General features: G+C 75.6%; 24 protein-coding genes and 1 pseudogene. 16 read left to right on the top strand and 9 right to left on the bottom strand.

Going from position 1 to position 26729, the window contains the following annotated elements; genetic code table 11:
- Positions 1–647: pseudogene (locus tag ACWEFJ_RS34270) on the bottom strand (cytochrome P450); the annotation flags it as partial.
- A 219-nt stretch (positions 648–866) separates the two neighbouring features.
- Here ACWEFJ_RS34270 and ACWEFJ_RS34265 point away from each other — a divergent pair.
- Both ACWEFJ_RS34265 and ACWEFJ_RS34260 read left to right on the top strand, forming a co-directional pair.
- Positions 867–2597, top strand: a complete 1731-nt coding sequence (locus ACWEFJ_RS34265) for a protein kinase domain-containing protein (protein WP_449716286.1) — start codon at positions 867–869, stop codon at positions 2595–2597.
- Between the two features lie 116 nt (positions 2598–2713).
- The gene (locus tag ACWEFJ_RS34260) at positions 2714–3094 is read left to right on the top strand and encodes a VOC family protein (protein ID WP_449716285.1); all 381 of its coding nucleotides are present in this window, start codon (positions 2714–2716) and stop codon (positions 3092–3094) included.
- 15 nt (positions 3095–3109) lie between these two features.
- On the opposite strand, the gene ACWEFJ_RS34255 is transcribed toward ACWEFJ_RS34260, so the two are convergent.
- Positions 3110–4051 (bottom strand): GNAT family N-acetyltransferase, encoded by a 942-nt coding sequence (locus ACWEFJ_RS34255; RefSeq protein ID WP_449716284.1) that lies wholly within the window; start codon positions 4049–4051, stop codon positions 3110–3112.
- A 65-nt stretch (positions 4052–4116) separates the two neighbouring features.
- Here ACWEFJ_RS34255 and ACWEFJ_RS34250 point away from each other — a divergent pair, with 65 nt between their 5' ends.
- A complete protein-coding gene (locus tag ACWEFJ_RS34250; RefSeq protein WP_449716283.1) occupies positions 4117–6348 on the top strand; it encodes a M20/M25/M40 family metallo-hydrolase in 2232 nt (743 codons plus the stop codon).
- Between the two features lie 171 nt (positions 6349–6519).
- On the opposite strand, the gene ACWEFJ_RS34245 is transcribed toward ACWEFJ_RS34250, so the two are convergent.
- The 3 genes from ACWEFJ_RS34245 to ACWEFJ_RS34235 all read right to left on the bottom strand — a co-directional run bounded on the left by ACWEFJ_RS34245 (position 6520) and on the right by ACWEFJ_RS34235 (position 8232).
- The gene (locus ACWEFJ_RS34245) at positions 6520–6705 is read right to left on the bottom strand and encodes a hypothetical protein (protein WP_449716282.1); all 186 of its coding nucleotides are present in this window, start codon (positions 6703–6705) and stop codon (positions 6520–6522) included.
- Positions 6706–6868: 163 nt separating this feature from the next.
- A complete protein-coding gene (gene manD / locus ACWEFJ_RS34240) occupies positions 6869–8098 on the bottom strand; it encodes a D-mannonate dehydratase ManD (RefSeq protein WP_378096276.1) in 1230 nt (409 codons plus the stop codon).
- The gene (locus ACWEFJ_RS34235) at positions 8095–8232 is read right to left on the bottom strand and encodes a hypothetical protein (RefSeq protein WP_449716281.1); all 138 of its coding nucleotides are present in this window, start codon (positions 8230–8232) and stop codon (positions 8095–8097) included. The genes manD and ACWEFJ_RS34235 overlap by 4 nt, the downstream gene beginning before the upstream one ends.
- Positions 8233–8353: 121 nt before the next feature.
- Between ACWEFJ_RS34235 and ACWEFJ_RS34230 the strand changes: the two genes are divergently transcribed.
- Positions 8354–8569, top strand: a complete 216-nt coding sequence (locus ACWEFJ_RS34230) for a substrate-binding domain-containing protein (RefSeq protein ID WP_449716280.1) — start codon at positions 8354–8356, stop codon at positions 8567–8569.
- 10 nt (positions 8570–8579) lie between these two features.
- Positions 8580–9452 carry an NAD-dependent protein deacetylase gene (locus ACWEFJ_RS34225; RefSeq protein ID WP_449716279.1) on the top strand — a complete coding sequence of 291 codons (873 nt, stop codon included), beginning with the start codon at positions 8580–8582 and terminating at the stop codon, positions 9450–9452.
- Here ACWEFJ_RS34225 and ACWEFJ_RS34220 read toward each other — a convergent pair.
- A complete protein-coding gene (locus ACWEFJ_RS34220) occupies positions 9449–10081 on the bottom strand; it encodes an SAM-dependent methyltransferase (protein ID WP_378096265.1) in 633 nt (210 codons plus the stop codon). The genes ACWEFJ_RS34225 and ACWEFJ_RS34220 overlap by 4 nt on opposite strands.
- 265 nt (positions 10082–10346) lie before the next feature.
- Between ACWEFJ_RS34220 and ACWEFJ_RS34215 the strand changes: the two genes are divergently transcribed.
- Genes ACWEFJ_RS34215 through ACWEFJ_RS34175 form a run of 9 tightly spaced genes read left to right on the top strand, consistent with a single transcriptional unit; the run spans position 10347 to position 20171 of the window.
- Positions 10347–11177, top strand: a complete 831-nt coding sequence (locus tag ACWEFJ_RS34215; protein ID WP_449716278.1) for a hypothetical protein — start codon at positions 10347–10349, stop codon at positions 11175–11177.
- Positions 11174–12127: a polysaccharide deacetylase family protein gene (locus tag ACWEFJ_RS34210; protein ID WP_449716277.1), complete on the top strand. Its 954-nt coding sequence runs from the start codon at positions 11174–11176 to the stop codon at positions 12125–12127. Before ACWEFJ_RS34215 ends, ACWEFJ_RS34210 begins: the two co-directional genes overlap by 4 nt.
- Positions 12124–13293, top strand: coding sequence for an O-antigen ligase family protein (locus tag ACWEFJ_RS34205; RefSeq protein WP_449716276.1), 1170 nt, complete (start codon positions 12124–12126; stop codon positions 13291–13293). Before ACWEFJ_RS34210 ends, ACWEFJ_RS34205 begins: the two co-directional genes overlap by 4 nt.
- Before the next feature lies 1 nt (position 13294).
- A complete protein-coding gene (locus tag ACWEFJ_RS34200) occupies positions 13295–14335 on the top strand; it encodes a glycosyltransferase (protein ID WP_449716275.1) in 1041 nt (346 codons plus the stop codon).
- Positions 14332–15324: a hypothetical protein gene (locus ACWEFJ_RS34195; protein ID WP_449716274.1), complete on the top strand. Its 993-nt coding sequence runs from the start codon at positions 14332–14334 to the stop codon at positions 15322–15324. Before ACWEFJ_RS34200 ends, ACWEFJ_RS34195 begins: the two co-directional genes overlap by 4 nt.
- Complete coding sequence (locus ACWEFJ_RS34190) at positions 15318–16583, top strand: glycosyltransferase 87 family protein (RefSeq protein WP_449716273.1); 1266 nt, start codon at positions 15318–15320, stop codon at positions 16581–16583. The genes ACWEFJ_RS34195 and ACWEFJ_RS34190 overlap by 7 nt, the downstream gene beginning before the upstream one ends.
- A complete protein-coding gene (locus ACWEFJ_RS34185; protein WP_449716272.1) occupies positions 16580–17986 on the top strand; it encodes an oligosaccharide flippase family protein in 1407 nt (468 codons plus the stop codon). Before ACWEFJ_RS34190 ends, ACWEFJ_RS34185 begins: the two co-directional genes overlap by 4 nt.
- 11 nt (positions 17987–17997) lie before the next feature.
- Complete coding sequence (locus ACWEFJ_RS34180; protein WP_449716271.1) at positions 17998–19071, top strand: glycosyltransferase; 1074 nt, start codon at positions 17998–18000, stop codon at positions 19069–19071.
- Positions 19068–20171, top strand: coding sequence for a glycosyltransferase family 4 protein (locus tag ACWEFJ_RS34175; protein ID WP_449716270.1), 1104 nt, complete (start codon positions 19068–19070; stop codon positions 20169–20171). Before ACWEFJ_RS34180 ends, ACWEFJ_RS34175 begins: the two co-directional genes overlap by 4 nt.
- Here ACWEFJ_RS34175 and ACWEFJ_RS34170 read toward each other — a convergent pair.
- Entirely contained in the window at positions 20152–21621 is a 1470-nt protein-coding gene (locus ACWEFJ_RS34170; RefSeq protein ID WP_449716269.1) for a putative glycoside hydrolase family 15 protein, read from the bottom strand. The genes ACWEFJ_RS34175 and ACWEFJ_RS34170 overlap by 20 nt on opposite strands.
- Positions 21603–23018 carry a sugar transferase gene (locus ACWEFJ_RS34165; RefSeq protein ID WP_378091374.1) on the bottom strand — a complete coding sequence of 472 codons (1416 nt, stop codon included), beginning with the start codon at positions 23016–23018 and terminating at the stop codon, positions 21603–21605. Before ACWEFJ_RS34165 ends, ACWEFJ_RS34170 begins: the two co-directional genes overlap by 19 nt.
- 334 nt (positions 23019–23352) lie before the next feature.
- Between ACWEFJ_RS34165 and ACWEFJ_RS34160 the strand changes: the two genes are divergently transcribed.
- Both ACWEFJ_RS34160 and ACWEFJ_RS34155 read left to right on the top strand, forming a co-directional pair.
- Entirely contained in the window at positions 23353–24180 is an 828-nt protein-coding gene (locus tag ACWEFJ_RS34160) for a glycosyltransferase (RefSeq protein ID WP_449716268.1), read from the top strand.
- Positions 24180–25490, top strand: a complete 1311-nt coding sequence (locus tag ACWEFJ_RS34155) for an FAD-dependent oxidoreductase (RefSeq protein ID WP_449716267.1) — start codon at positions 24180–24182, stop codon at positions 25488–25490. Before ACWEFJ_RS34160 ends, ACWEFJ_RS34155 begins: the two co-directional genes overlap by 1 nt.
- On the opposite strand, the gene wecB is transcribed toward ACWEFJ_RS34155, so the two are convergent.
- Positions 25408–26580 (bottom strand): non-hydrolyzing UDP-N-acetylglucosamine 2-epimerase, encoded by a 1173-nt coding sequence (wecB, locus tag ACWEFJ_RS34150; RefSeq protein ID WP_449716287.1) that lies wholly within the window; start codon positions 26578–26580, stop codon positions 25408–25410. The genes ACWEFJ_RS34155 and wecB overlap by 83 nt on opposite strands.
- Positions 26581–26729 lie beyond the last annotated feature (149 nt).

The following is a 26729-nucleotide window of genomic DNA, read 5'->3' as shown; positions in this document are numbered from 1 at the left end:
CCCTGGCGGCACCCCCGCCCCCCCCCCGGGGGGGGGGGGGGGGGGGCGGCCCGGCCCCCCCCCCCCCGCGACCGGACCAGGTCGGCGAGGTACCCGTGCAGCTCGTCCAACGCCGCCCGCACCCGCTCCGCCGGCAACGACCGGTCCAGGTGGGCGCGGCTGCGGGTGGCGAAGAAGTCCTGGTCCGTCACCGGCACGCCGAGCAGCAGGCAGATCACGTCCGACGGCACGGGCAGCGCGAACGCCGACACCAGGTCGGCCGGGCGCGGCCCGGAGCGCATCGCGGCCAGCCGCTCCCGCGTGATCCGCTCGACCTCGGGCCGCAGCGCGGCCATCCGCCGCACGGTGAACTCGCCGGTCAGCATCCGCCGGTACCGGGTGTGCTCGGGCGGATCGGTCACCAGGAAGCTCCCCGGCGCGGCCTTCCGGTCCACGACCGGCCGCAACTGCGGGAACCCCGGCCTGCCCGGGTCCGAGGAGAACCGGCCGTGGTCCCGCAGCACGGCCCGCACGTCGGCGTACCGCGTCACCAGGTGCGCGGTCTGCCCGTGCCGCAACGACACCGGGCTCACCGGGGCCCGCTCCCGCAACGCCGCGAACTCCGCCGGCGGGTCGAACCCCGGACGACGCGCGATCGGGTACTCCATGGTCGTCGACCCTAGCGCCGCCGGCCGCCGAAGTCCCGACCCCGCCCACGACCGTCCACAGTGGACGACAGCGAAGCGGCGCGCCCCCTGATCCGCGTGATCACCCGCGTGGTGAAGGGACAACGACCGCGAGAAGTGTTACCACTGAAACGCACGTTCGAGGAGTCACCTGATCGGGTAACCCCGTCGCCGGACGTGCGCGCGACGTTGGGAGCACGGGTGGACGACCGCACTATCGCAGGCCGGTATCGGCTGACCGAGAGGATCGGCACGGGTGGGATGGGGGTGGTGTGGCGGGCCGAGGACCAGCGGCTGCGCCGCATCGTCGCGGTCAAGGAACTGCTGTCCCGCACCGGCTTCGACCAGGAGTCGATCGACCGCGCCGTCCGCGAGGGCCGCATCGCCGCCCGCCTGACCCACCCGAACGTGATCGCGCTCTACGACGTGGTCGAGCACGACGGCCACCCGTGGCTGATCATGGAGTACCTGCCGTCGCGCAGCCTGGCCGCGGTGATGTCCGAACGCGGCACCCTGCCGCCCGACGAGGTGGTCCGGCTGGGCGTGCAGCTCGCGTCGGGCCTGGCCGCCGCGCACGCGGCGGGCGTCATGCACCGCGACGTCAAGCCCGGCAACGTGCTGGTCACCGAGTTCGGCACGGTCAAGGTCACCGACTTCGGCACCTCCCGCGCGGCCGACGAGGCGACCGTCACCGCGTCCGGGATGCTCGTCGGCACGCCCGCCTACCTCGCGCCCGAGGTGGCGCGCGGCGGCAAGGGCGAGTTCCCCGCGGACGTGTTCGCGCTCGGCGCGACCCTCTACGCGGCGCTGGAGGGCACGCCGCCGTTCGGCGTGGACGGCAACACCATCGCCCTGCTGCACCGGGTCGCCGAAGGCCGGTTCCCGCCGCCGACCCACGCCGGGCCGCTGGAACCGGTGCTGATGCGGCTGCTCGACCCGAACCCCGAGACCCGGCCGACCATGGCCGAAGCGGCGGAGATGCTGCGGACCGTGTCGTTCGACGGCCCGCCGGTCCCGCTCCCGCCGCCCTCCCCGGCCCCGACCGCGATCCTGGCCTCGCCGCTGGAACCGGTGCCCGAGCCCGACCCCACGCCGACGCCCGACCCCGCGGCCGACGAGCCCGCCGCGGCCCGGCCCCAGCCCGCACCGGCCCACCCGGCACCCGGCCAGACAGCGGCATCCCAGGCAGCACCCGCCCAGACCGCCGAATCCCAGGCCGCCGAATCCCGGTCCGCCGCATCCCAACCCGCAACGTCGCAACCCGCACGATCGCAGCCCGCGCCATCCCGACCCGCACCCGCGCCGGTCGCCCCCGCCGACCCGACGCCGGCACGCGAGGACGAGAAGCGAGGCGACCGCAAGGCGCTGATCGCGCTCGCCGTCGTGGCCCTGCTCGCCATCGCCACCGTGGCCTACCTGCTCACCCGCGGTGACGGCTCGCCGTCCGCCGGGTCGGACACCACCACCGGCACCTCCGCCCCGCCGGCCTCCGACACCGCCGCGCAGAACCCGCCCGCCCAGGAGCCGCCGGCCCAGACCACCACCGACTCCCCGCCCGGCACGACCACCGCCACCGACACCACGACGGCGGAGCCGACGAACCCCGACCCGTCCCCGCCGCCCGCCGAGATCGGCCCCGACCAGGCGTTGAGCGACTACTACGGCCTGCTGCCGAACAACCTCGAACCCGCCTACGCCCGCCTCACCGACCGCTTCAAGGCCGCGCGGGCGCCGAACTTCGCCAGCTACCAGTCCTGGTGGACGCAGATGAGCGCGGTGACCGTGAGCGACGTCCGCGCCGTCGGCCCGGAACAGGTCACGGCGACCGTGTCGTACACGTTCAAGTCCGGCGGCACGCAGACGGAACGGCACCTCTACACGCTGGTCAAGGTCAACGGGCAGTGGGCGATCGACAACCAGCAGAACGCCTAGGCCGGGAATTCCGGCCGCGTGCCGACGACCCCCTTTGATACGGTCGCCGCACTGTTCTCCGCCGCCGGGAGTCCCCGCGTGACGCCCCGCCGCGGCCCGGGGTGAGGGAGGTTCCGGTGGCCTGTCGCATCAGTGAACTCGTGCTCGGGTGCCGCGACCCCGAGGCGCTGGCGCGGTTCTGGTGCGAGGTCCTGGACTTCGTCGTGCTCGACCGCGAGGACGACGGGTCGGTGGAGATCGGGCCGCGCGAGGGGTTCGGCGGCCTCCAGCCCACGATCATCCTCAGCCGCCGCGACGAGCCGGAGCGGAACAAGTCCCGGCTCCACTTCGACGTCAACGCCACCGACCGCGACCAGGAGGCCGAACTGGCACGCCTGCTGGCGCTCGGGGCCCGCCCGGCCGACGTCGGCCAGACGGGCGACGAGCCGTGGCACGTCCTGGCCGACCCCGAGGGCAACGAGTTCTGCCTGCTCAAGGCCCGCCTCGACCCGGCGTGACGGCGACCGCCCGGCTCAGCCGAGCCGGGCCCGCCACACGTCGATCACCAGCACCGGCCGCATGCCCACCGACTCGTACAGGCCCAGCGCGGGCGTCGGGTTGTTCGAGTCGACGTGCAGGACCGTGCCGACCCGGCCGGCCGCCGCGTCCCGGTGGAACGCGTGCCCCAGCAGGTGTTTCGCCACCCCGCGACCCCGCGCCCGCGGCAGCACGCCCAGGTGGCCGACGTACCCGCGGTTCTCGTCCGCGAACTGGTCGGTGCACGACAGGAACCCGGCCGGCCGCCCGTCCAGCTCCGCCAGCCACAACCCGGACCAGTCGAACACCGACTTGCGCTCCAACTCCTCGTGCCACTGCCCGAACGGCTTCGGCACGAACCCGAAGTGCCCGGCGAACGACGCGTTCCACACCTCGTGCACGACCGGCCGCACGTCGGGATCCACCGCCTGCCGCAACGCCAACCCGGCCACCGGCGCGGGCGGCGGCACGTCGCCGACGTGGTCGATCCGCATCCGGTGGAACGTGGTCGCCGCCTCGAACCCCAGCGCCGCGACCCGCGCCCGCAACGCCGCGTCGTCCCGGTAGACGCCCTGGTCGACGGTCACCTCCCGGTGCCCGCCCTCGCGCCCGATCTCCCGGGCCCGCGCGAGCACCCGCTCGAACAGCCAGTCCGCGACCGCCGGGTCCGCCGACACCACGTCGACGTCCACCTCGTCGCTGCCGCTCTTGCCGTTCGCGGTCGCGTACCCGACCGGCGCGCCCGCCGCGTCGAGCACCAGCCACGCGTCGCGCTCCAGGTCGACGCCGGGTCGCCGCAGCTCGTCGCACATGTCCTCGAGCGTGTAGTCGGCGAACCCGATCACCGCCGCGGTGTAGGCGTGCACCAGGCCGAGGATCGGCTCGGCGTCCTCCGGTCGCGGCGGCCGGACGGTGCACTCGGCGGGCAAGGCGTTCATGGCGCACATCGTGCGTGGCGCAACGGCCCCTGTCGATCGGGTTTCCGCCGGCTTAGGGTCTGCGGATGATCGAGGGAGCGCGTCGGCTGCCGGTCCTGCTGCTCGTGGTGATCGCCGCGGTGGGCGCGCTCGCCGTGCTCGCGTTCCGGCCGCCCGCGCCCGCGGCGGACGCGCCGCCGGCCGAGTTCGCCGCCGGACGCGCCGAGCGGCACCTCGAAGCGATCGCGCAGCGGCCCCACCCCATCGGGTCGGCGGACAACGCGCGCGTCCGCGACTACATCGCCGACACCGCCCGCGACCTCGGCGCGGAGGTGGCGGTGGAGTCCGACGACGTGGTGCTGCCGTGGCGCGGGGTGGTGCGGCTGGCCACCGCGCACAACGTCGTCGCACGCGTGCCGGGCGCCGACCCGTCCGTGAGCGGCGGCAGGGCGTTGCTGCTGGTCGCGCACTACGACTCCGTGCCGACCGGGCCCGGCGCGGCCGACGACGGCGCGGCGGTCGCCGCGATGCTGGAGACGATGAGGGCCCTGACCGGCGGCGACGCCGTGCGCAACGACGTGGTGTTCCTGTTCACCGACGGCGAGGAGGCCGGGACGCTCGGCGCGCACGCGTACGTGCGGCGCCACGGCGTGGACGGCGTCGGCGCGGTGCTGAACTGGGAGGCGCGGGGCAGCGGGGGACCGGTGTGGATGTTCCAGACCGGGGCCGACAACGCGCCGTTCGTGTCGGCGTTCGGCGGGGCGAGCAGCAGGCCCGTCGCGAACTCGTTCGCCTACGAGGTGTACCGGCGGATGCCGAACTACAGCGACTTCACCGTGTTCCAGGAGGCGGGCGCGCGGGGGCTGGACAGCGCGTTCATCGAGCACGTGCGCGACTACCACTCGCCTTTCGACGACCTCGCGCGGCTGGACCGGGGCAGCCTCCAGCACCACGGCGAGACGATGGTCGGGCTGGTGCGGGCGTTGGGCGACGTGGACCTGCGGGCCGGCGACGGCGACGCGGTGTACTTCGACCTGTTCTCCCGCGTGCTGGTCCATTACCCGACGTGGCTCGCGGTGGCGCTGGCCGCCGTGACGGTGGTGGCGTTGGCGGCCCTGCTGGCGCGGGCCGCCCGGCGGGGGCGGGTGCGGTGGCGGGGCGTGGTCGCGGTGGCCGGGCTCGCGGTCGGCGCGGTGGTCGTGGCGGGGGCGGTGTCGTTCGCGGTGTGGGCGCTGGTCGCCGCGGTGCGACCGGGCCTGGGGTTCCTCGCGTTGTCGGAGCCCTACGAGCGGGGCTGGTTCGTGGCCGGGTTCCTGCTGGTGGGGTTGGCGGTGCTGCTCGCGGCGGCCCGGGTGGCGCGGCGGTGGCGGCCCGCCGAGGTGGTCGCCGGGGTGCTGGTGGTGACGGCCGTGCTGCTGGTGGCCGCGACGGCGGCCGTGCCGGGCGCGGGGTTCCTGTTCCAGTGGACGCTGCTGCTCGGCCTGCCCGCGCTGTGGACGACCCGGCTCGCGTTCCTCCCGCCGCTGGTGGCGGCGGCGATCCACCCGCCGCTGGTCGGCACGATGATGGTCGCGCTCGGCATGCCGTTGAGCGCGGTGGCGGTGGTGTTCGGGGCGCTGGCCGGGGTGCTGCTGCTGCCGCTGCTCCCGTCCGGCGCGTGGTGGCCCGCGCTCGGCGTGACGGCGGTCGCGGTGGCGCTGATCGCGGTGGGCGCGGCCCGGGCCGGGTTCACGCCGGACGAGCCGCGCCCCGACTCGCTGATCTACCTGCGCGACACCGCGACCGGCCGGGCGAGCTGGCTGTCCGCCGACCCGTCGCCCGACGAGTGGACGTCCCGGGTGCTCGGGCCGAACCCCGAACGGGTGACGTTGACGGGGGAGTACCCGGCGTTCCCCGAGCCGCTGATGCGCGCCGACGCGCCCGACCTGGACCTCCCCGCGCCCACCGCGACCGCCGTGACCCCGACCGCGCCGACCTCGACCGATGCCCCCGCCCGGACGGTGACGTTCCGCGTCACCCCGACCGCTCGGTCGTGGCGGACGCAGGTGACGGTGGCCGAGCCCGGCCTGCGCGGCTGCCGCTCCGGAGCGCTCGCCCTGCCCGGCCGCGTGCTGGAGCTGTACGGGACGACCCCGCGCGAGATCACCTGCGACCTGGACCCCGGCACCACGCTGGAGGTCGCGGTGGCCGACCACTGGGCCGGGCTGCCCGCCGAAGCCTCGGCGGTCGTCGGCCCCCGCCCGCCGGGAACCATGCCGGTCCAGTCCGGCAACCGCCCGTTCGACGCCGCGATCGTGCGCGCCGCGTTCCGGCTCTGACCGGGGTCGAAGGCCGCCGACCGGAGCGCGCCGGAGCGGGTCAGGTGCGGGCCGGAGCGGTCAGGGTCGGGCCGCAGTGGATCAGGGGCGGGCCGACGCGCGTCCGGGCGGGCCGGAGTGGATCAGGGGCGGGTCAGGCGCGGGTCAGCGCGACGACCGGGATGGTGCGGGTCACGCCGCGCTGGTGGTCCGCGTAGAACGGGTGCCTGCCGGTAGCAGGAGGTCCATGCCGGCCATCACCCCGCCGACCCGGCCCCCGTTGGCCCGGTACTCCTCCAGGACGGCCGCGTTCCAGGCGGCGACCTCCTCGCGGGACGCGTCCGGCGGGGGAACCCCGTCACTGGCCTTGGCGCTCATCCGTGTCCTCTCCCGTCCGACCGCCGCCGTGACGTTACCGACGGACGGGGGGTGGTCGAGCGCTCCGCTGGTTTTCAACCGAGGTGCGGTAACGGTGTTTCCGTACATTCCCGGGCCATGTTCACCCCATCGTGCTACCGGCCGGGCCGACGGGACGGCCCGCTCACCAGTCGTGGAGGGTGCCGTCGGCCAGCCGGTTCACCGGCAGGTACGCGGCACGGTAGGGGAATCGCGCCGCCGCGTCCACGTCCAGCTCCACCCCCAACCCGATCGAGTCGGACGGGTGCAGCAGACCGTCCACGAACGTGTACGACGTCCGGAACACCTCCAGCGTCTCCGCCGTGTGCGGCATGTACTCCTGGATGCCGAAGTTGTGCACGGCCAGGTCCAGGTGCAGCGCGGCGGCCATGCCGACCGGCGAGATGTCGGTCGGCCCGTGCATCCCCGACCTGACCCCGTACACCGCGGCGAAGTCCAGCACCTTCTTCAACCCCGTCACCCCGCCCGTGTGGGTGACCGCCGAACGGACGTAGTCGATCAGCCGCTCGCTCAGCAACGTCGTGTAGTCGTGGATCGAGTTGAACACCTCCCCGATCGCCAACGGCGTGGTGGTGTGCTGCCTGATCAGCCGCAACGCCGCCTGGTCCTCGCCGGGCGTGGCGTCCTCCAACCAGAACAGGTCGTACGGCTCCAGCGCCTTGCCCAGCCGCGCCGCCTCGATCGGGGTCATCCGGTGGTGCCCGTCGTGCAGCAACGGCAACGACGGGCCGAACTCCGACCGTACCGCCTCGAACACCGACGGCACGTGCCGCAGGTACGCGCGGGTGTCCCAGCTCTCCTCCACGGGCAGCGCGGTGGGCCGCGCCGGCTCGTAGTCGTACCGGTCCCCGCCGCCGGCCGCCGACGACGCCACCCCGTACACCGTGGCCAGGCCGGGGATCCCGGTCTGCACCCGGATCGCCCGGAACCCGCGCTCCAGGTGCAGCCGGATCGAGTCGAACAGCTCCGGCAGGTCCCGCCCCGACGCGTGCCCGTACGCGAGCGCCCCGACCCGGCACGCCCCGCCGAGCAACTGGTACAGCGGCATCCCCGCCGCCCGCGCCTTGACGTCCCACAACGCCGTGTCCACCGCGGCGATCGCGGCCATCGTCACCGGCCCGCGCCGCCAGTACGCGCCCCGGTACAGGTACTGCCAGGTGTCCTCGATCGCGGACGCGTCCCGCCCGATCAGCAGCGGCACGACGTGCTCCCGCAGGTACGCCTCCACCGCCAGCTCACGCCCGTTGAGCGTCGCGTCGCCCAACCCGGTGATCCCGTCCTCCGTGGTGATCCGGAGCGTGACGAAGTTCCGCCCCGGGCACGTCACCACGACCTCCGCCGCCGCGATCCTCACACCGACACCTCCCCGACCCGCACCCCGAACGCGCCCGGCTCCACCGCGTCCCACGGCGAGCCGTCCAACCCCACCAGCGTGCCGTCCACCACCGGCTCGACACCACCGGCGTCGCGTGCCGGCTGACGATCCACGCGAACACCCGCCCGTCCGCGTGCTCCATCGGCCCCGTCATCACGCGCGGGTCGTCCACCCGCACCCGCTCCACGGCCGTGGCCGGCATGGGCGCGGCCCGCCGGCTCGGCGTCGATCGACGTGCCCGGCGACGTCGTCGGCCACGACGACCTGCCCCTCGGCGAACCGGTCCACCCGCGGCTCACCACCGTCCGCCAGGACCTCCTCGGCCTCGGCCGCGCGGCGGCCCGCGCGCTGCTCGCCGCGCTCGGCGCGGCGGCCGACGCGGCGGTCGACGTCCGCCCGCCCGAACCGGTGGTCCGCGAGTCCACCGGCCCCGCCCCCGACCGCACGTAGAGTGGACGGCATGCGCACACGGCCGACGCTGAGCTGGACGCCGACCGGTGCGCCGCTGCCCCGCACGACGAGCCTGGACGAGGTCGTGCGCGTCGTCGCCGCCGGACGCGTGCTGGTGCTCAGCGGCGCGGGCCTGTCCACCGAGTCGGGCATCCCGGACTACCGGGGCGCGGCCGGCAGCCTGCGCAGGCACACCCCCATGACCTACGACGAGTTCGTCACGAGCGTCGAGGGCCGCCGCCGCTACTGGGCGCGCAGCCACGTCGGCTGGCGCGCCATCGCCCGCGCCGCCCCCAACGCGGGCCACCACGCGGTCACCCGGCTGCACGCCCGCGGCCACCTGTCCGGCGTCATCACGCAGAACGTCGACGGCCTGCACCAGGCCGCCGGCACCCCCGACGTGGTCGAGTTGCACGGCGGCCTGGACCGCGTGGTCTGCCTGGGCTGCGGCGCCCGCACCGCCCGCGAGGAGCTGGACCGCCGGCTGCGCGCCGCCAACCCCGCGTTCGAGGCCACCGCCGCCGCGGTCAACCCGGACGGCGACGTGGAGCTGCCCGAGCGGCAGGTGCGGTCCTTCCGGCTCGTCGGGTGCGCCGACTGCGGCGCCGGCGTGCTCAAACCCGACGTGGTGTTCTTCGGCGAGAACGTGCCCCGCCCCCGCGTCGAGCGGTGCCACCGGATGGTGGACGACGCCGACGCCCTGCTCGTCCTCGGCTCCTCCCTGACCGTCATGTCGGGCCTGCGGTTCGTCCGCCGCGCGGCCGCCGCCGGCAAGCCCGTCGTCATCGTCAACCAGGGCGAGACCCGGGGCGACGCCCACGCGACCGCGCGCGTGGACCTGCCCCTGGGCCACGCCCTCACCTCCCTGCTCGCCCGCCTCTAACCGCGCCGCCGCAGCCGCAGCACCAGGTCCTCGCGCGTGCCCGGCTCGCCGTCCGGGCCCGTCACCTCCCGCTCGACCGACTCGTCGACCTCCACCGCCCAGCCCCGGCCGAGGTCGAGGTCCAGCGCCGCCAGCACGTCCGCGTTGGTCGGGAACACGTACTCCACCGGCGGGTCGTCCCGCTGCCACGAGGCCCAGCCGGCGTGCCCGACGACCAGCAGCACCCCGCCCGGCGCCACCGCCTCGGCCGCCCGCGCCAGGATCCGCTCCCGCTCGCCCGGCGGCGCGACCGACGAGTGCAGGAACTGCGCCGACACCAGGTCGAACACCCCGGTCGGGAACGTGCGCCCCAGGTCGTGCCGCCGCCAGTCCACGCGGGCGGCGAGCCCGGCCTCCGTCGCGCGGGCCGCGCCGCGGGCCAGCGCGGTGGCCGACACGTCGACCGCGGTCACCAGCCAGCCCCGCCCGGCCAGCCACAGCGCGTCGCCGCCCTCGCCGCAGCCCAGGTCCAGCGCGGTCCCGGGGGTCAGGTGGGCGGCGTGGCGCACCAGCAGCTCGTTGGGCCGGCCCGTCCACACCTGGTCGCGGTCGCGGTAGAACGTCTCCCAGAACTCCTCTGCGGTCTCCATGCCCCGATGGTGCGGAGCCCCGCCGCGATCCGGCAAAGAAAGTTGCCGGTTCGGCAACCGTGACCCGATCGCGGGTGCCAGAGGATCGGTCCAACGAGGACATAGCGCCCACGGCAAACCCGTTGTGTAGTCGGCAAAGTAGCTCGATCGTGTAAACGCATATCGCTCGAACGGGTCGAGCACTGTCGGGTTCTACGCTCCCCTTCCGATATCGGGATCACACCGACCGCTGCCGCGCGCCGGGTGCCTCCAGGGGAAGAGTCGCGTGACTGGTTACCTCCACCTCGCCGCGTCCGCGGTGCTGTACGCGCTGGGCATCGTGGCCCAGTCGGTCGCCTCGCAACGCGCCGCCGAGGGCGGCGGCGGGCTCGGGCTGCTCGCCCGGCTCGCCCGCGACCGGCTCTACCTGCTCGGGTTCGCGGGCCAGGTCGGCGGCTTCGCGCTCGCGTTCCTGGCCCGCGCCCGGCTGCCGCTCTACCTCGTCCAGGCCGGCTCCTCCTGCGCCGTCGGCCTGGCCACCCTGTTCGGCCTCGCCGTGCTCGGCTGGCGGGTCCGCGTGGTCGAGGTCGTGGTCCTCGCCGTGATGGCGACCGGCCTCGTGCTCCTCGTCGCCGCCGCCACCCCCTCCACCGCGCACGACGTGCCCCAGGGCGCCGGCATCGTCCTCTTCGGACTCCCCGTGGTCGCGCTCGTGCTCGTCCAGCGCCGGATCGGCGGCGCGGTGCCGCCCGCGGCGGCGGCCGGCCTGGCGTTCGCGGTGGTCGCCATGACCAGCCGCACCCTCGCCGACGAGCCGCTGCCCACCGTCCCGCTGTACCCGCTGGCGTGGCTGATGGTCGCCGCCGCCCTCGTCGGCCAGTCCTACCTGGCCCTCGCCCTGCGCCGCGGCTCCGCCACCTCGACCGTCGCCACCATGGACGCCACCACCGTCGTGCTCACCTCGATCGTCGGCATCGCCGCCCTCGGCGACCGGATCACCCCCGGCCGCGAGTGGTGGGTGGCCGCCGGCGTCGCCCTCGTCGTCGCGGGCGTCCTCCTGCTCGGCTCCGCCGACCGCTTCGCCCGGGCCACCACCTCCGCGGAGGCGGCCCGGTGAGCACCGCCAGCGTCTCCCTCGACCTCGACAACCTCTGGGCCTACCTCAAGACCCACGGCGACCCCGAGTGGGAGCGCCGCCCCAGCTTCCTGCCCACCGCCGTGCCCCGCCTGCTGGAGGTCTTCGGCGAGCACGACCTCACCACGACCGTCTTCGTCGTCGGCGCGGACGTCGACCGCGACGACGGCGCCGAGGCCGTCGCCGCCGTCGCCGCCGCCGGCCACGAGGTCGCCAACCACTCCTACCACCACGAACCCTGGTTGCACCGCTACACCCGCGACCGGCTCGAAGCCGAACTCGCCCGCACCGAGGACGCGATCGTCGCGGCCGGCGCCCCCCGCCCCACCGGCTTCCGCGGCCCCGGCTACAGCGTCACCCGCGACCTGCTCGAACTGCTCGCCGAACGCGGCTACCGCTACGACGCCAGCACCCTGCCCACCTGGATCGGCCCGCTCGCCCGCGCCTACCACAACCGCACCGCGCCCGGCGGCGGCGAACGCGACCTGTTCGGCGGCTTCTCCCGCGTCCGCGCCCCCAACCGGGCCTACCGCTGGCGCGTCGGCCCCGGCCTGGTCGAACTGCCGGTCACCACCATGCCGCTGCTGCGCGTCCCCGTGCACGGCTCCTACCTGCTCCAGCTCCACCAGGTCTCGCCCCGCCTGGCCCGCGCCTACTTCACCGCCGCGCTGCGCCTGTGCCGGGCCCGCCGCGTGCAGCCGTCGCTGCTGTTGCACCCCACCGACGTGCTCGGCGCCGCCGAGGCGCCCGGCCTCGAGTTCTTCCCCGGCATGGCCGTGCCCGGCGCGCGCAAGGTCGAGTTCCTCGGCTGGGTGCTCGGCGCGCTGCGCGCCCACCACTTCGACGTGGTCGGCACCGGCGCGCACGTCGACCGGCTCGACGCGGGCCTGCGCGAGCACGGCACCGGACTGCTGGCGCGGTGCGGCGGATGACCACCCGGGCGGTGCGGCTCCTGGCGTGCGCGACGGTGTTCGCCGCGCCGCTGGAGGGCTACCTCATGCAGGCGCACGGCCACCTGGCCAAGCTGCCGCCCGCCCTGCTCGTCCTCGCCTGGGCCGCGCTGCGCGTGCGGCAGCGCCGCGCCCCCGAACCGCACCCCGCGCACCTGGTCCTCGCCGCGCTGGCCGTCGTGCTGCTCGCGTCCTCCGCCGTGCACGCGGGCGGCGCGTTCACCGCCGAGTACGCCGTGCGCTGGCTGCCGTTCCTGGTCGTCACGGTCGTCCTGATCGACGTCGCCGCCCACGAGGCGCCGATCCGCGCGATGCTCGCCTCGGCGGTCGCCGGAGCCGTCGTGGCCGCGCTCGGCGCGCTCGCCACCCTGGTCCTCGACGGCGGCACGCGGGCCGCCGGCCCCCTGGAGGACCCCAACGACCTGGCGTACTTCCTCGTCGCCGCGCTGCCCCTGCTCGTCGCCTCACGCGGCCGCGTCCTGCCCGCCCTCGCCGCCGTCGTCCTCGTCGCGGGCGCCGCGGCGACGTTCTCCCGGGGCGGCGCGCTCGCGCTCACCGCCGCCGTCGCCTGGCTGCTCGCCCGACGGGCGCTGCCGCTGCGGGCGCTGGCGGCCGGCGTCGCGGCGCTGGCCGTGCTCGGCGTGGCCGCCGTCCTGGTCGCCGGACCGGCGCTGGACCGCGCGGTCCGCGAGAAGACCCACGTCGCCGACACCAACGTGGACACCCGCGAGCTGCGCTGGCAGGCCGCCGCCCGCATGGTGGCCGACCACCCCGGCCTCGGCGTCGGACCCGGCGGGTTCCGCGAGGACTACCCCGCCGCCTCCGGCAACGCCGAGGTGGACGAGCAGACCCCCGTGGCCCACAACATGTACCTGGAGGTCGCCGCCGAGCTGGGCGTGCCCGGCTTCGCCCTGTTCGCCGCGCTCCTCGCGCTCACCGCGGTCACCAGCGAACGCGTGCGCCGCACCACCGCCGACCCGCTGCCGGTCGTCGCCGTCCAGGCGTCCCTGATCGCGGTCCTGGTCGCCTCCACCTTCCTGTCCCAGCAGTACTACCTGCCGTTGTGGTCGCTGGTCGCGGTCGTCGCCGCGGCCGACCTGCGTCTGAGGAGAGCGAACGACGTTGCGTGTGCTCCACGTGATCAGTGAGATGGGGACCGGCGGCGCCGAAGCGCTCGTCGCCGGGATGGCCCGGTCGGGCCCCGAGTTCGGCTGGGAATCGGCCGTGGCCAGCGCCGGCGGGCACCGGGCCGAGGCGTTGCGCGCGCTCGGCGTGCCGACGTTCACCGTGCCCGTGGCGCGGCGGCGGGCGACCGGCGTGCTGCGCGCGACCGCGGCCACCAGGTCCGCGATCCGCCGCTTCCGGCCGCAGGTCGTGCTGGCCCACAACGTGTCGGCCAGCCTCGTCGCGCGCCTCGCCGTGCTGCCCCGCCGACTGCCGCTGCTGACCGTGTTCCACGGCGTCGCCGAGGCCGACCACGCCGGCGCGGCCCGCGTCCTGCGGCGCACCTCCCGCACGGTCGTCGCGGTCGCCGACGCCGGTGCCGACCGGCTGCGCGCCGCCGGGATCGACCCGGTGGTCATCCCCAACGCGGTGTTCCCGCAACCCGCGCGGGTGGACCGCGACGCGGTCCGCGCGGTGCACGGCGTCGGCCGCGACGTCCCGGTCGCGCTGTGCGCCGCCCGGCTCGAACCGCAGAAGCGGCACGACGTCCTGCTGGAGGCGTGGGCGAAGCTCGACCGCGACGCCGTGCTGTGGCTCGCGGGCGACGGCAGCCTCGGCGACGACCTGCGCCGCCGCGCCGCCGACCTCGGCGTCGCCGACCGGGTCCGCTTCCTCGGCAACCGCTGCGACGTGCCCGACCTGCTCGCCGCCGCCGACGTCACCGTGCTCACCAGCGACTGGGAGGGCATGCCCATCGCGGTGCTGGAGTCCCTGGCCGCCGGGCGGCCCGTGGTCGCGTCCGACGTGGACGGCGTGCGCGAGGCGCTGGCCGGGGGCGGCGGCGTGGTGGTGCCCCGCCGCGACCCGGCCGCGACCGCCGACGCGCTGCGGTCCCTGCTGTTCGACCCGGCCCTGCGCGCCGACCTCGCCGAGGCCGGCCGCGCGTCCGTGCGCCGGGAGCACGACCCGTGTCGGTTGATGCGGTCCTACGACGAACTGCTGCGCACCGCGATCGGAGCGTCATGAGGGATCTCAGCGGGTGGAAGAACGCCGCGCACCGGCGGGTCACGACCGGCCTCGGCGCGGCGCGGGACCTGGTCCGCCGCACCAAGCCGCGCGGCACGAAGAGGCGGGCCGTGCTCGGCGTCCTGCGGCGCCCGCCGGTCGTCAGCGCCGGCGTCGCGCTGCTCGTCGCCCTCGCCGTCGTGACCGCCGTCGAACTGGGCGGCGAGGAGTACCAGAGCCGCGTCGGCCTGCTCGCCGCGGCGACCGACCCCGGCGAGACCGCCCGCGCCGGCTACGGCGAGGTCGTCGCCCTGTCGCTGCCCGCCCTGGTCGAGGCCGCCCGCACGCCCACGGTGCTGCGCTCCGCCGCGGACGAGCTGGGCACCACCACCGACGAACTCGCCGGCCGCGTCTCGGTCGAGCTGGTGCCCGCGTCCGGCCTCGCCCGGCTGTCCGTGCGCGCCGCGACCGCCGACCAGGCCGCGCAGGCCGCGACCCGCATCGCGCGGACGATGGTGGAGGCCGAGCTGTTCGCCCCCGTCGCCCGGCTGCGCCTGCTCGACCGGCCCGAGACCACCCGCGTCTCGCCCGACCGGCCGCTGGCCTACGGCCTCGCCCTGGCCGCCGGGGTGCTCGCGGGCCTCGCCGCCTACGCCGTCGCCCACCTGCGCCGCACCCGCGGCCGCGACCAGGTGCGGGCCGCGCTCACCGCGGGCGGCGTGCGGCGACCGGTGACCGTGCTGCCCGACGACGACCCCGACCTCGCCCGCCGGCTCGCCCTGCTGTGCGAGGCCGCCGCCCGGCCCGCCCGGGTCGTGGCCGTGGTCCCGGAGCTGACCGACCGCGCCGAGGCCCTCGCCGACGAGCTGCCCGACAAGACCGGCGAACCCGCCGACGGCGACGCGGTGATCGCCGTCGTCCCCGCCGACAGCCGACGCCACGACGAGCTGGCGACCGTCGTCGCCGCGCTGCCCGCCCACTCCGCGCTCGTGGCGGTGGTGACGTGCTGAGGACCGTCGCGCTCAGGGAACGCACCGGGCTCCTCACCGCCCTGGTCGCGGTCGTCGGCGGCGTGGCCGCGTGGCGCGCGCTGCGCCCGTCGTGGCAGGTGCCGCTGCCGACCGCGGCGACCCTGGCCGAGGAACGGATGCAGGACTTCCGGGACGCCCTGTACTTCCCGATCCGCGAGTTCCTCGCCGGCGGCGACCCCTACCTGCCCCGGACCATGTTCGAGCACTGGCCGGTGCGGCAGGGCTTCAACCTCTACCAGCCCTACCACCTGCTGCTGCACGCGCCGTTCGCGCTGCCCGGCTACCGGGTCGGCGCGGTCGCGTTCGCGCTGGCGTCGCTCGTGCTGCTGGTCGCCCTCGCGGTCCTGGCCGCCGGCCGGCTGCGCCCGCACGTCCCGCCGGCGCTCGGCGTCGCGGTGATCGCCACCCTGCTCCTGCTCAGCCAGGTCGGCAAGGCGCAGCTCTACGTCGGCCAGGTGAACCCGCTGATCGCGGTCGGCGCGGCGGGCGCGCTGCTGGCCCGGCGCGACGCCCCCCGGTGGGCGGCGGTCGCGCTGGCGTTCGCCTGGCTCAAACCGCAGTTCGGCCTGCCGCTCGCGGTGCTGCTGTGGGTGCGGGAATCACGCCGGGTCGCCGTCGAGGGCACCGCGATCGCCGCCGTCGCGAGCCTCGCGGTGGTGGTGCCGCTGGTCGTGCGCGACGGCGGGGTCGGCCCGTTCCTGGACGTGATCGCGGCGAACCTGGAGCACGCGAGCCGGACCGCCTACGGCGCGGTGGACTCGATGACCGCGCAGCGGATCGACCTCGCCGCCGTCTGGTACCGCGTCACCGGGTGGCTGCCGTTCGGCGCGGAACCACTGGCCCTGCTCGGCGTCCTGGTGGCCAGCGCGGTGCCGGCGCGGCGGCTGGACCGGATGGGCGAACCGGCCGCGGCGGACCTGCTGACCTGCGTCGCGGTCGTGGTGGCGGTCGTGCACCAGCCCGGCGACGTGCTGATCGCCGTGCCGTCGCTGGTGGCGGTGGCCGCGCTGTGGTGGCGGTGCCGCGGCCGGGGCGGCTGGGGGCTCATGGGGCCGGCGCTGCTGCTGCTCGCCGTCCCGTTCGCGCACCTGCACTTCGTCGGCCAGGCCGTCCGGGCGGTCGCCGGCGCCCGGGTGGACGTCACGGTCGACGGCGTCGCGGTCGTGGCCGCGTGGGCGCTGCTGGTGTGCTTCGCGGCCACCCGCCGGTGCTCGGCCGTCGGCGCGGTGCACGCGTGACAGCGATCGGCCGGCGGGCCGTGCGCGGCTCGCTGTGGCTGTTCCTGGTCAACCTGATCAGCAAGGGCAGCCAGATGGCCGTCACGCTCGTGCTGGCCGCGTTCCTCACCGAGGCCGACCTGGGCCTGGTCGCGCTGGCCGTCGCGCTGGTCAACATCGGCCAGGTCGTCCAGTCGATGGGCGTGTACGACGTGGTCAGCCGCACCGGGCGCGACCCGCTGCGGGTGGCGGGCACCCTGCTCGTGCTCAGCGCGGGCGCGGGCCTCGCCCTGGCCGCGGCGCTGGTGCTCGCGGCGGACGCGGTCGCGCACGCGCTCGACGCCCCCGACGCCGCGCCCCTGCTGCGGCTCGCCGCCGCGAGCCTGCCGTTCTCGGCCGTGGCGGGCGTGCAGATGGGGCTGCTGCACCGCGATCTGGCGTTCCGCCGCCGGCTCCTGCCCGACGCGGGCGGCGCGGTGCTCGGCGCGGCCGTCACGGTCGCGCTCGCGGTGACCGGCGCCGGACCGTACTCGCTCGTCGTCGGCCTGCTGTGCACGGCGGTGGCGCAACCCGCGCTCGGCGTGGCCGTCGGCGTGCGGGTCCGGCCCCGCTGGGACGCCGGCGCGGCGGCCGAGGCGCTGCGCTGGATCGCGGTCGTCGGACCGGGCGCGCTGGTCGCCGTGCTGCTGATCAACGTGGACTACCTGGCGATCGCCCGCGTCCACGGGCCCGACGCGGTCGGCGTGTACTCCCTGGCCTACCGGATCGCCTGGGTGCCCTACATCCTCGTCGCGGTGGTGCTCGGCGGGGTCGTGCTGCCGCTGTGCGCCGAACTGGTCCGCGACGGGCGGGGGCTGTCCGACGTCGTCGGCCGCTTCACCGCCGCCGTGCTCGTCGTGACCGGCGGCCTGTACGCGGTGACCGCCGCCCTGGCCGACCGGGTCGTGGTGTTCGGCGCGCGGTGGGCGGACGCGGCCGCGCCGCTGGCCCTGCTGTGCCTGTACGGCCTCGGGATCAGCCTGCTGCACCTGTGGTACCAGGTCCTCAAGGCCGCCGGGCACGCCCGCCGCTACCTCGCCCTGGAGGCGACGCACCTCGTGCTGCTCGTCGCCGGCCTGCTGCTGTTCACCCGGCACGGCGTGGTCGCGGTCGCGGTCGTGCAGGTCGCCGCGGCGTGGCTGGTCGTGCCCCCCGCGTGGTGGGCGCTCGCCCGGCGCGGCATCGGGCCGCCGCCGCGGGCACTGGTCAAGGGCATCGCCGGGGTCGCCGCGGCGGCCGGGTGCTGCGCGGCGGTGGCGTTCGGGGTCGGTGACGTGTTCGGGCCACCCGGTTCGGTGGTGGCCGCGCTCGGTGAAGGGGTCGTGTTGGCGGTGGTGTGCGGCGTGGTCGTGCTGGCGGCGAACCGGGAGGTGGTGCGCCGGTGAAGGTGGCGCACGTGAGCCAACCCGTCACGGCGGGCGTGGCGGAGGTGGTGCTGCACCTGGCCCGCGCCCAGCGGGACCTCGGCTGGGCGGTGACCGTCGTGTGCCCGCCCGGACCCCTCGCCGACCGGGCGCGGGCCGCCGGCGTGGCGGTGCGGGCGTGGCCCGCGCGACGCCACCCCGGACCGGGCACGGCCGCCGAGGTGGTGCGGCTGCGGCGCGTGCTGCGCGACGTCGCGCCGGACGTCGTGCACCTGCACAGCTCCAAGGCCGGCCTGGCCGGACGGCTCGTGGTGCGGGGCCGGCGGCCGACGCTGTTCCAGCCGCACCTGTGGTCGTTCGACACCGCCACCGGCCCGCTCCGGCGCGCCGCCCGGACCTGGGAGCGGCTGGCCGCCCGGTGGACGCACCAGCTCGTCTGCGTCAGCGACGACGAGCTGGCCGCCGGGCGCGCCGCCCGCGTCGCGGGACCGGCGGAGGTGGTGTGCAACGGCGTGGACGTCGACCGCTTCCGGCCCCGCGACCGGCTCACGGCGCGCCGTCGGCTCGGGCTGCCGGACGTGCCCACCGCGGTGTGCGTGGGCCGGCTCGCGCCGCTCAAGGGCCAGGACCGGCTCCTCGCGGCGTGGCCCGAGGTGCGGGCGAAGGTGCCGGACGCGCGGCTCGTGCTGGTCGGCGACGGGCCGATGGCGGCCCGGTGGCGGGCGGCGTGCGACGACGAGTCCGTGCGCTGGTGGGGGCACGACGAGTCGGTCGCCGACCTCTACACCGCCGCCGACGTGGTCGTGCTGCCGTCCCGCGCCGAGGGCATGGCGCTGGTGCCGCTGGAGGCGATGGCGTCCGGCCGGTCCGTGGTGGCGTTCGACGTCAGCGGGGTGCGGCAGAGCGTCGGCGAGGCCGGCGCGGTGCTGCCGCCCGGTGACGTGGCGGCGCTGGCCGACGCGGTCGCGGTGCGGCTCGCCGACCCCGACGCGGCCGACCTGGAGGGCGCGCACGGTCGGCGGCGGGTCGAGCTGCTGTTCGACCGGCGGCAGGCGGCCGACCACATCGCGACCCTGGTGGACAAGCTGCTGGTGGGCGCGCGGTGAGCGGCCGGCCGCGGGTCGCGTACCTGCTCACCCAGGACAGCGGGGGACCGGTGGACGTCACCGTGCGCCTGGCGCGGGCGCTCATCGCGTCCGGCGAGGCGGAGGTGCGGGTGTTCGGGCCCGTGCCGCGGCGCGGCGCGGACGCGCTGGCCGGCCACCACGAGCCCGTGGAGGTGGGCGACAAGGCCGACGTGCGGGCCGCGCGACGGGCACGGGCGGCGGTGCGGGCGTGGCGGCCCGACGTGGTGCACGCGCAGGACCGGCGGGCCGGGCTGGTCGGCGCCGGGCTGCGGTGGCGGCACCGGGTCGTCCAGACCTACCACGGGGTGCCGGACGACGTGGGGGAGGAGTGGTTCCGGGGCGCGCCCCGGGCGGCCGGGCCGTCGGCCTACACGCGCACCGTCCTCGCGGCCGACGCGCTGGTCGCCCGGACCCTGCACCGGACGGTGGTGCCCGCGCGGGCCATGGGCCGGTTCCTGGCGACGCGGCTGCGCGTGCCCGGGGCCCGGCTGACGCACATCGACAACTGCGTGGAGCCCGCGCACGTGCTGCCGCCGGCCGGGCCGGTGCGGCGGCTGGTGTTCGTCGGCCTGCTGGTGCCCCGCAAGGGGTTGGCCACGCTGCTCGCGGCGTTGGCGCTGCCCGGGGTGATGCCCGCGGACGCCACCCTGACCGTGGTCGGCGACGGGCCGGAGCGGGCGCGGGCGGAACGGCTGGCGCGCGCGTTGGGCGGGCGGGTGACGTTCCTCGGGTTCCGGTCCGACGTGCCGGACCTGCTGCGCCACCACGACGCGCTCGTGCTGCCGTCCACGATGGAGCAGCAGCCGCTGGTGGTGGCGGAGGCGATGGCGGCGGGCAAACCCGTGGTGGCCACCGACACCGGCGGCGTGGCGGACATGCTGGGCGGTGCGGCGGACGCGCGGGCCGCGCCCGGCGACGTGCGCGCCCTGGCCGACCGGCTGCGCGCGGTGTTCGCCGAACCCGACCCGGCGCGCGTCGGCCTGCGGCTCGCCGAACGGGCGCGGGAGCGGTTCGCGCCGCACGTGTGCGCGCGGCGGCACCTCGCGCTCTACCGGGAACTCATGGGCCGGGAGCCGTAGGCGTCGTGGTGTCGGTCGTGGTCGGCCCGGTGGTCGTCGGCCGGGTGGTCGTCGGCTGGGTGGTGGGCTCGGTGGTGGTGGGCTCGGTGGTCGTCGGTTCCGCCGTGGTGGTGTCCGTCGTCGGTTCCGCCGTGGTGGTCGGGGTGGTGGTCTCCGTGGGGGTCCTGGTCGGCGCGGTGGTCGTGGTGTTCGACGGGGTCACCAGGATCACCGCGTCACCGCCGGCCAGCTCGATCGTGCCCGACACGGCCGCGCCGCCGTCGAAGTTCACCAGGCCGGGCGGCGGCGTCACCCGCGCGGGCTTCCCGGTCGGGTTCACCGCCACGTACCCGCCGGTGAACCGCCGGTCCCACACGCCCGACGGCAGCCGGTTCGCGGTCTCGACCGCCTCGCCGAGGTTCGAGTCCTGGTAGCGGGACCAGTCCGGGTTGCGGTAGTCCCTGGTGGTCGCGCCGGACCAGCAGGTGTGCGGGCTCGCCAGCAGCGCCGCCGTCGCGTACCCGACGCGTTCCTCCCGCGCGCCCTTGGTGTGGGTGATCAGCAGCAGCCACGACTCGCCGAGCGCGGCCTGCGACCGCAGCTCCTTCCACTCGTTGCCCTGGAAGGTGAGCAGCCCGCCGGTGCCGTCGTCGCGCAGGCCGAAGTTCTCCTCCATCGCGCCGTCGTAGCGGGAGTGCGCGGTCCACCGGCCCGCGATGAGGTGCGACTCGGACACGTTCGGGATCAGGATCTTCCCGGCCCGGCGCAGCGACTCGCCCGCCGTGGTGAGGAACGCGTCCATGCCCTCGCGGATCAGCCGGTCGGTCTCGGCGGCGTCCTCCGTGCCCTTGAGCACGGCCGTCGAGTAGTGCCTGAGCGTGCTGAAGTCGTTGTCCGCCAGCACCCCGTCCCAGCCCTCGCGCACCACCTCGGCCGTGACCGCGTCGCTCCACGCCTTCTGGTAGGTCGGGTCCCACACCGTCATCTGCCAGTGCTTCGGGTAGGACTTCCACTCGATCCGGTTGTCGTGGGTGTCGACGGCGAACCACTGCGGGTGCTCCCGCTGGGCCTTGAAGTAGCCGATGCCGGTGGGCAGGAACGGCGCGTCCACGTCGCCGTGCACCGCGCCGGGGTAGTTGCGGGCGCTGGCGAAGTCCTTGTACACCAGCACCTTGATCTTGGGGTTGACCGCCTTGAGCCGGCGCAGCGACGTCACCTCCGTCGCGTTGAGCACCACCAGGCTGTAGTGCTGCGCGGCGAACGCGATCTCCTGCCGGGTGGGCGTCTCGCCGATGCCGTACCACCAGCCGCACGGCGCGAGCGGCCTCGGCACCGGGCCCAGCGGGTCCGGCGGGGTGGGCCGGCCGCCGGCGGCGCCCGCCGTGCACGCCGCGCTCGGCGCCAGCAGCGCGGCGGCGCAGACCAGCGCGAGCAGGCGGCGGGGTCGGCGGTTCAGCGGTTCCTTCGGCACAACAGCTCACCCACCGTCTGCAACAGGATTTTCAGGTCCAGCCACAACGACCAGTTGGCTATGTAGTAGTTGTCGTACCGGGAGCGGTCGACAATCGACGTGTCGCCCCGCAACCCGTGCACCTGGGCCAGCCCGGTCAGCCCCGTGGGAACGCGGTGGCGGGCCCAGTATAGCTCGTGGATGGCGGAGAATTCGCGCACGAAACCCGGTCGTTCCGGCCGCGGCCCGACGATGGACATGTCGCCCCGGATGATGTTCCACAACTGCGGCAGTTCGTCCAACGAAGTGCTGCGCAGGAAACGCCCGACCGGCCCGACCCGGTGATCTCCGACCACCGACCAGGTGACTTGGGAATCGTCCTCGCCGGTCATTCTCACGCTGCGCAGTTTGTAGAGCACGAACGGCTGATCGTCCATGCCGACCCGGACCTGGCGGAAGATCACCGGCCGGCCGCTCTCCAGCAGCACGGCCAGCGCGCACAGCGCCATCACCGGCGACAGCGCGACCAGCGCCGTCGCCGCCAGCACCACGTCCATGGCGCGCTTGACCCACCAGCTCGGCCGGCTGGTCGGCGCGGTGCCCAGCCGCATCAGCGGGTAGCTGCGCAGCCGCTCGATGTCCGGGCCGTCCTGGTGCAGCTCGTACATCCGGGGCACCACCAGGGTGGTGCAGCGCAGCCGGTGCGCCACGATCGCCGAGTCGACCACGGACGACTCGCGGGCCCGCGAGAACGCCAGCACGACCGTGCCGACGCCCAGCCGGGTGATCGCCTCGCCCAGGTCGCCGTCCACCAGCCCGACCGGCAGGCGGTCGGGGTCCACCGCGGGCTCCGGGTCGACGAACCCGACCGGGCGCAGGCCGAACTCCGGGTGCGCCAGCATCGCGCCGACCAGGTCGACCCCCACCTTCCCGGCGCCGACCACGAGCGTGCGGTCGCAGCGGTCGAACCGGCGGCGGCACCAGCGGCCGAAGGCGAACACGGCCAGCCGCGCCGGTTCCGCCGCGGCGGCGAACGCGAGCACCGTCCACTGGGTGGCGACGATCGTCGCGGTCTCCGCGCCGCCGACCATGCCGACGACCGTGACCAGCGCGAACGCCACCGCGGTCGCGCCGGCGGAGCGCGGCAGGTCCTGCAGCCACGACAGCCACAGCCGCCGCCGGTACAGCCGGCACGCGCCCCGCACGCCCAGCAGCGCGGCCGCCACCACGGCGGTCCACCGCGCGCCGGGGGAGTGCCGCGCGGCGACCGCGAGCACCGCCGTCACCTCCACCGCGACCAGCAGCACCGCCACCGCGTTCACCCGCCGCAGCGGGTCCGACCGCGACGCCGCGCGGGGCCTCGGCAGCCGCCACCGCGACACCAGGGCCGGGGTGGTCGCCGAGCCCGCCCCGTTCACCGCGGACCACCCTTGCCAGGGACCGAGCGCGTCCCGTCCACGCCACACCACATCCGGACGACGTCCTTCCCACCACGAACCCGATATTGGTCACCCGTTCGAGACCATCCGAACGGGGAATTTCTGCTCACTCGGTGTGCATGAAGCCTCGGCTAATAGGGTTAAGTCACTCTTTCGGTGAACACTATTCCCCTTTCCTGTGGTCCTCGGGGCGGTGTGCTCCGGTAATTCATCCGGTCGTGCGACGGGATACCGGCGGGGTGGTCCAATCTAGTCGCGGTCCGGAGGCGAATAATTCTGGACCGTCATCCTCCATCCAGTGAAATGGGACCCATTGACCGTCGATGAAGGCGACGTGCGCACCACGTCGGGGCAGGGCGGACCGGCCCTGCCCGACGAGCGGCGCACCCACGCCCGTGCCCACGTCGTGCTGCCCGCCTACAACGAAGCCGCCTCCCTGCCGCCCCTGCTGACCAGGCTCGCCGAGGTCGCGCCCGCCGGGAAGATCGTCGCCTGGGTCGTGGACGACGGCTCGTCCGACGGCACCGCCGACGTCGTCGCCCGCGGCTGGCCCGGCCTCGACCTGCGGCTGGTCAGCCACCCCGTCAACCTCGGCCTCGGCCAGGCCGTCCAGTCCGGGCTGCGCGCCGCCCTCGCCGAGGCCGACGAGCACGACGTCGTCGTCGTGATGGACGCCGACGACACCCACGACCCCGCCCTGATCCGCGACCTCGAACGCGAGATCGCCGCCGGCGCGGACGTCGTGATCTGCTCCCGGTTCGTCGACGGCGGCACCGACGCCACCGCGCCGCCGCTGCGCCGGCTGCTCTCCCGCGGCGCGGCCGTCCTGTTCCGCCGCGTGCTGCGCGTCCACGGCGTCCGCGACTGCACCAGCGGCTTCCGCGCCTACCGGGCCAGCCTGCTGGCCCGGGCCGCGGCCCACTGGGGCGAGCGGCTCATCGAGGAACGCGGCTTCGCCTGCATGGTCGAGCTGCTGCTCAAGCTGCGGCACTGCCGGCCCGTCGTCACCGAGGTGCCCCTGGCCCTGCGCTACGACCGCAAGCGCGGCCCCAGCAAGATCCGGATCGCGCGCACCGTCTGGCAGTACGGCAAGCTGCTGGTCCGCGACCGGCTCTCGCCCGCCCCCTACCGGTCGCTGTGATGCGGCCCGCGGACCACGGCCACGTCGTGGTGGTCGGCGGCGGGATCTGCGGCCTCGCCACCGCCCACCGGCTCGTGCGCCTCGGCGCCCGCGTCACCCTGCTGGAAGGCGGCGACCGGCTCGGCGGGCTCGGCACGTTCTTCGGCTGGCGCGACCGCTGGGTCGAACGCTTCTACCACTGCGTCATGCCGACCGACGAGCACCTGCTCGACCTGCTGGACGAGCTGGGGCTGCGCGACTCCGTCACCTGGCGGCCCACCCGGATGGGCATGGTCGTGGACGGCCGCGGCTACCCGTTCACCACGGCCCTCGACCTGCTCAGGTTCACCCCCCTGGGGTTGCCCGACCGGGTGAGGTTCGGCCTCGTGTCGGTGCTGCTGCGCCGGCTCGGCAAGGGCCGGGACCTCGACGGCACCCGCACCGAGGACTGGCTGCGCGGCCTGTACGGCGACCGCGTGTGGGACCTGCTGCTCGCGCCCCTGTTCGGGGCCAAGTTCGGGACCAGGTTCGGCGACGTGCCCGCCCTGTACCTGTGGCAGCGCCTCGGCCGCGAAGGGGCCGCGTCGGTCCGCGGCTACCCCCGCGGCGGCTACCGCGCGATCATCGAGGCGCTGCACGCGGCCATCGAGGACGGCGGCGGCGTCGTGCGGCTGGGCGCCCCCGTGCGGCGGATCGCCGTCACCGACGGCGGCGCGCGCCTCGTGCTCGGCGACGGCGAGACCGTGGCGGCCGACCGCGTGGTGTCCACCCTGCCGCTGCCGCAGCTGCGCGCGCTCGCCGACGACGACCTCGCCCCCCGGCTGCCCGACGTGCGGCTGCCGTACCAGGGCGTGGTCAACGTCCTGTTCTTCCTGCGCCGCCCCCTGTCCGGGCACTACTGGACGCCCGTGGTGCGCTCCGGCACCGAGTTCGACGGCCTGATCCAGATGACCCCCCTGGCCGGCGTCGAGCCCTACGACGGCCGGCACCTCGTCTACGCGATGCGCTACACCGACCGCGAGTCCCCGCTGTTCCGCGAGGACGACGCGGCGGTCGCGGCGCGCTGGACCGCGCAGCTCCTCGCGCTGCACCCCGACGTCCACCCGGACGACGTCGAGGACGTGCGGGTGTTCAAGGCCCCGTTCGTGGAACCGGTCTACCCGCTCGGGTACCTCGCCCGCCGCCCGCCGGTGGTGGTCGCCGGCACCCCGCTGCTGCTGGCGACCACCGCCCACGTCTACCCGGACGTCACGAGCTGGAACTCGAGCGTGGGACTGGCGCGGCGGGTCGTCGCGACGCTGGCGGGGGCACCACAACCCGTTCCGGGCTGAGCCGCGCGGCGCGCACCGGCTCGCCCCGCACGAGCTGCCGCACCGCGGCCGCGATCCGGGTCGACGGCGAGCCGGTGCCGTAGGGCGACGGGATGCGCTCCAGCCGCTCCCGGTGGCCCGGCACGTCGTCCAGCCACCGCAACACCTCCGCCCGCACCCGCGGCCCCGGCGGCACCAGCGTGCCGAACGTGCCCTCGATCTCCGGCCGCTCCGTGCTGCGCCGCACCACGACCACCGGCCGCTTGAGCACGCTGACCTCCTCCTGGATCCCGCCCGAGTCCGACACCACCACGGCGGCGCACCGGGCCAGCGCCAGGAACGCCGGGTACGCCTGCGGCTCCACCACCCGCAGCCCGCCCAGCAGCGCGTCCAGGCCGAACCCCGCCACCCGCTTCGCGGTGCGCGGGTGCAGCGGCAGCACCACCGGCAGCGGCAGCCGGGTCAGCTCCCGCAGGATCGTCTCCAGGGTTACCGGGTCGTCCACGTTCTCCGGCCGGTGCACGGTCGCCAGCACGTAGCCGTCACGGCTCAGCTCGTGCGCGGCCAGCACGACCGCCTCCTCCTCGGGACCCGGCAGCGCGCTCGCCAGCGCCTCCACCACCGTGTTGCCGGTGACCGCGATGCGCTCCTCCGGCACGCTCTCGGCCAGCAGGTTGGCCCGGTTGAGCGGGGTCGGCGCGCAGCACAGGTCGGCGAGGTGGTCGATCGCCACCCGGTTGTGCTCCTCGGGCATCGCCCGGTCGAAGCTGCGCAGCCCCGCCTCGACGTGCACCAGCGGCACGTCGTTCGCGTTGGCGGCCAACGCGCCCGCGAGCGCGGACGTGGTGTCGCCCTGCACGACCACCGCCGTCGTCGGGTGCCGGGCCAGCGCCTCGTCCACCGCCGCGACGGCCAGGCCGAGCTGCCGCCCCCGCGGGCCGCCGCCGACGTCCAGCTCGTGGAACCGGCCCGGCCGGCCTATGTCCTGCCGGATCCGGTGGTACATCGCGGTGTCGTAGTGCTGTCCGGTGTAGACGACGGTGGCGCTCGCTCCCATCAGCCGGATCAGCGGCGCGAGCTTGATCAGCTCCGGCCTCGTGCCGCACACCATCGTGACGGTGCCGGGGATTCCCTGGTCTATCGGACCCACCTCCAGTCGCGGACGACGCGCGCCCGGGGCGCGATCGCGGTGAAGGGTAGAGTCCGCCGGGGGGAATTTCCCTTGTGCCTCAGTCCATCGAGTGAACTTGACGGTCGCGC

It is taken from the genome of Actinosynnema sp. NPDC004786, assembly GCF_053601135.1.
The sequence above is the reverse complement of the archived record's forward strand: the minus strand, read 5'-3'. Positions and strand labels throughout refer to the sequence as shown.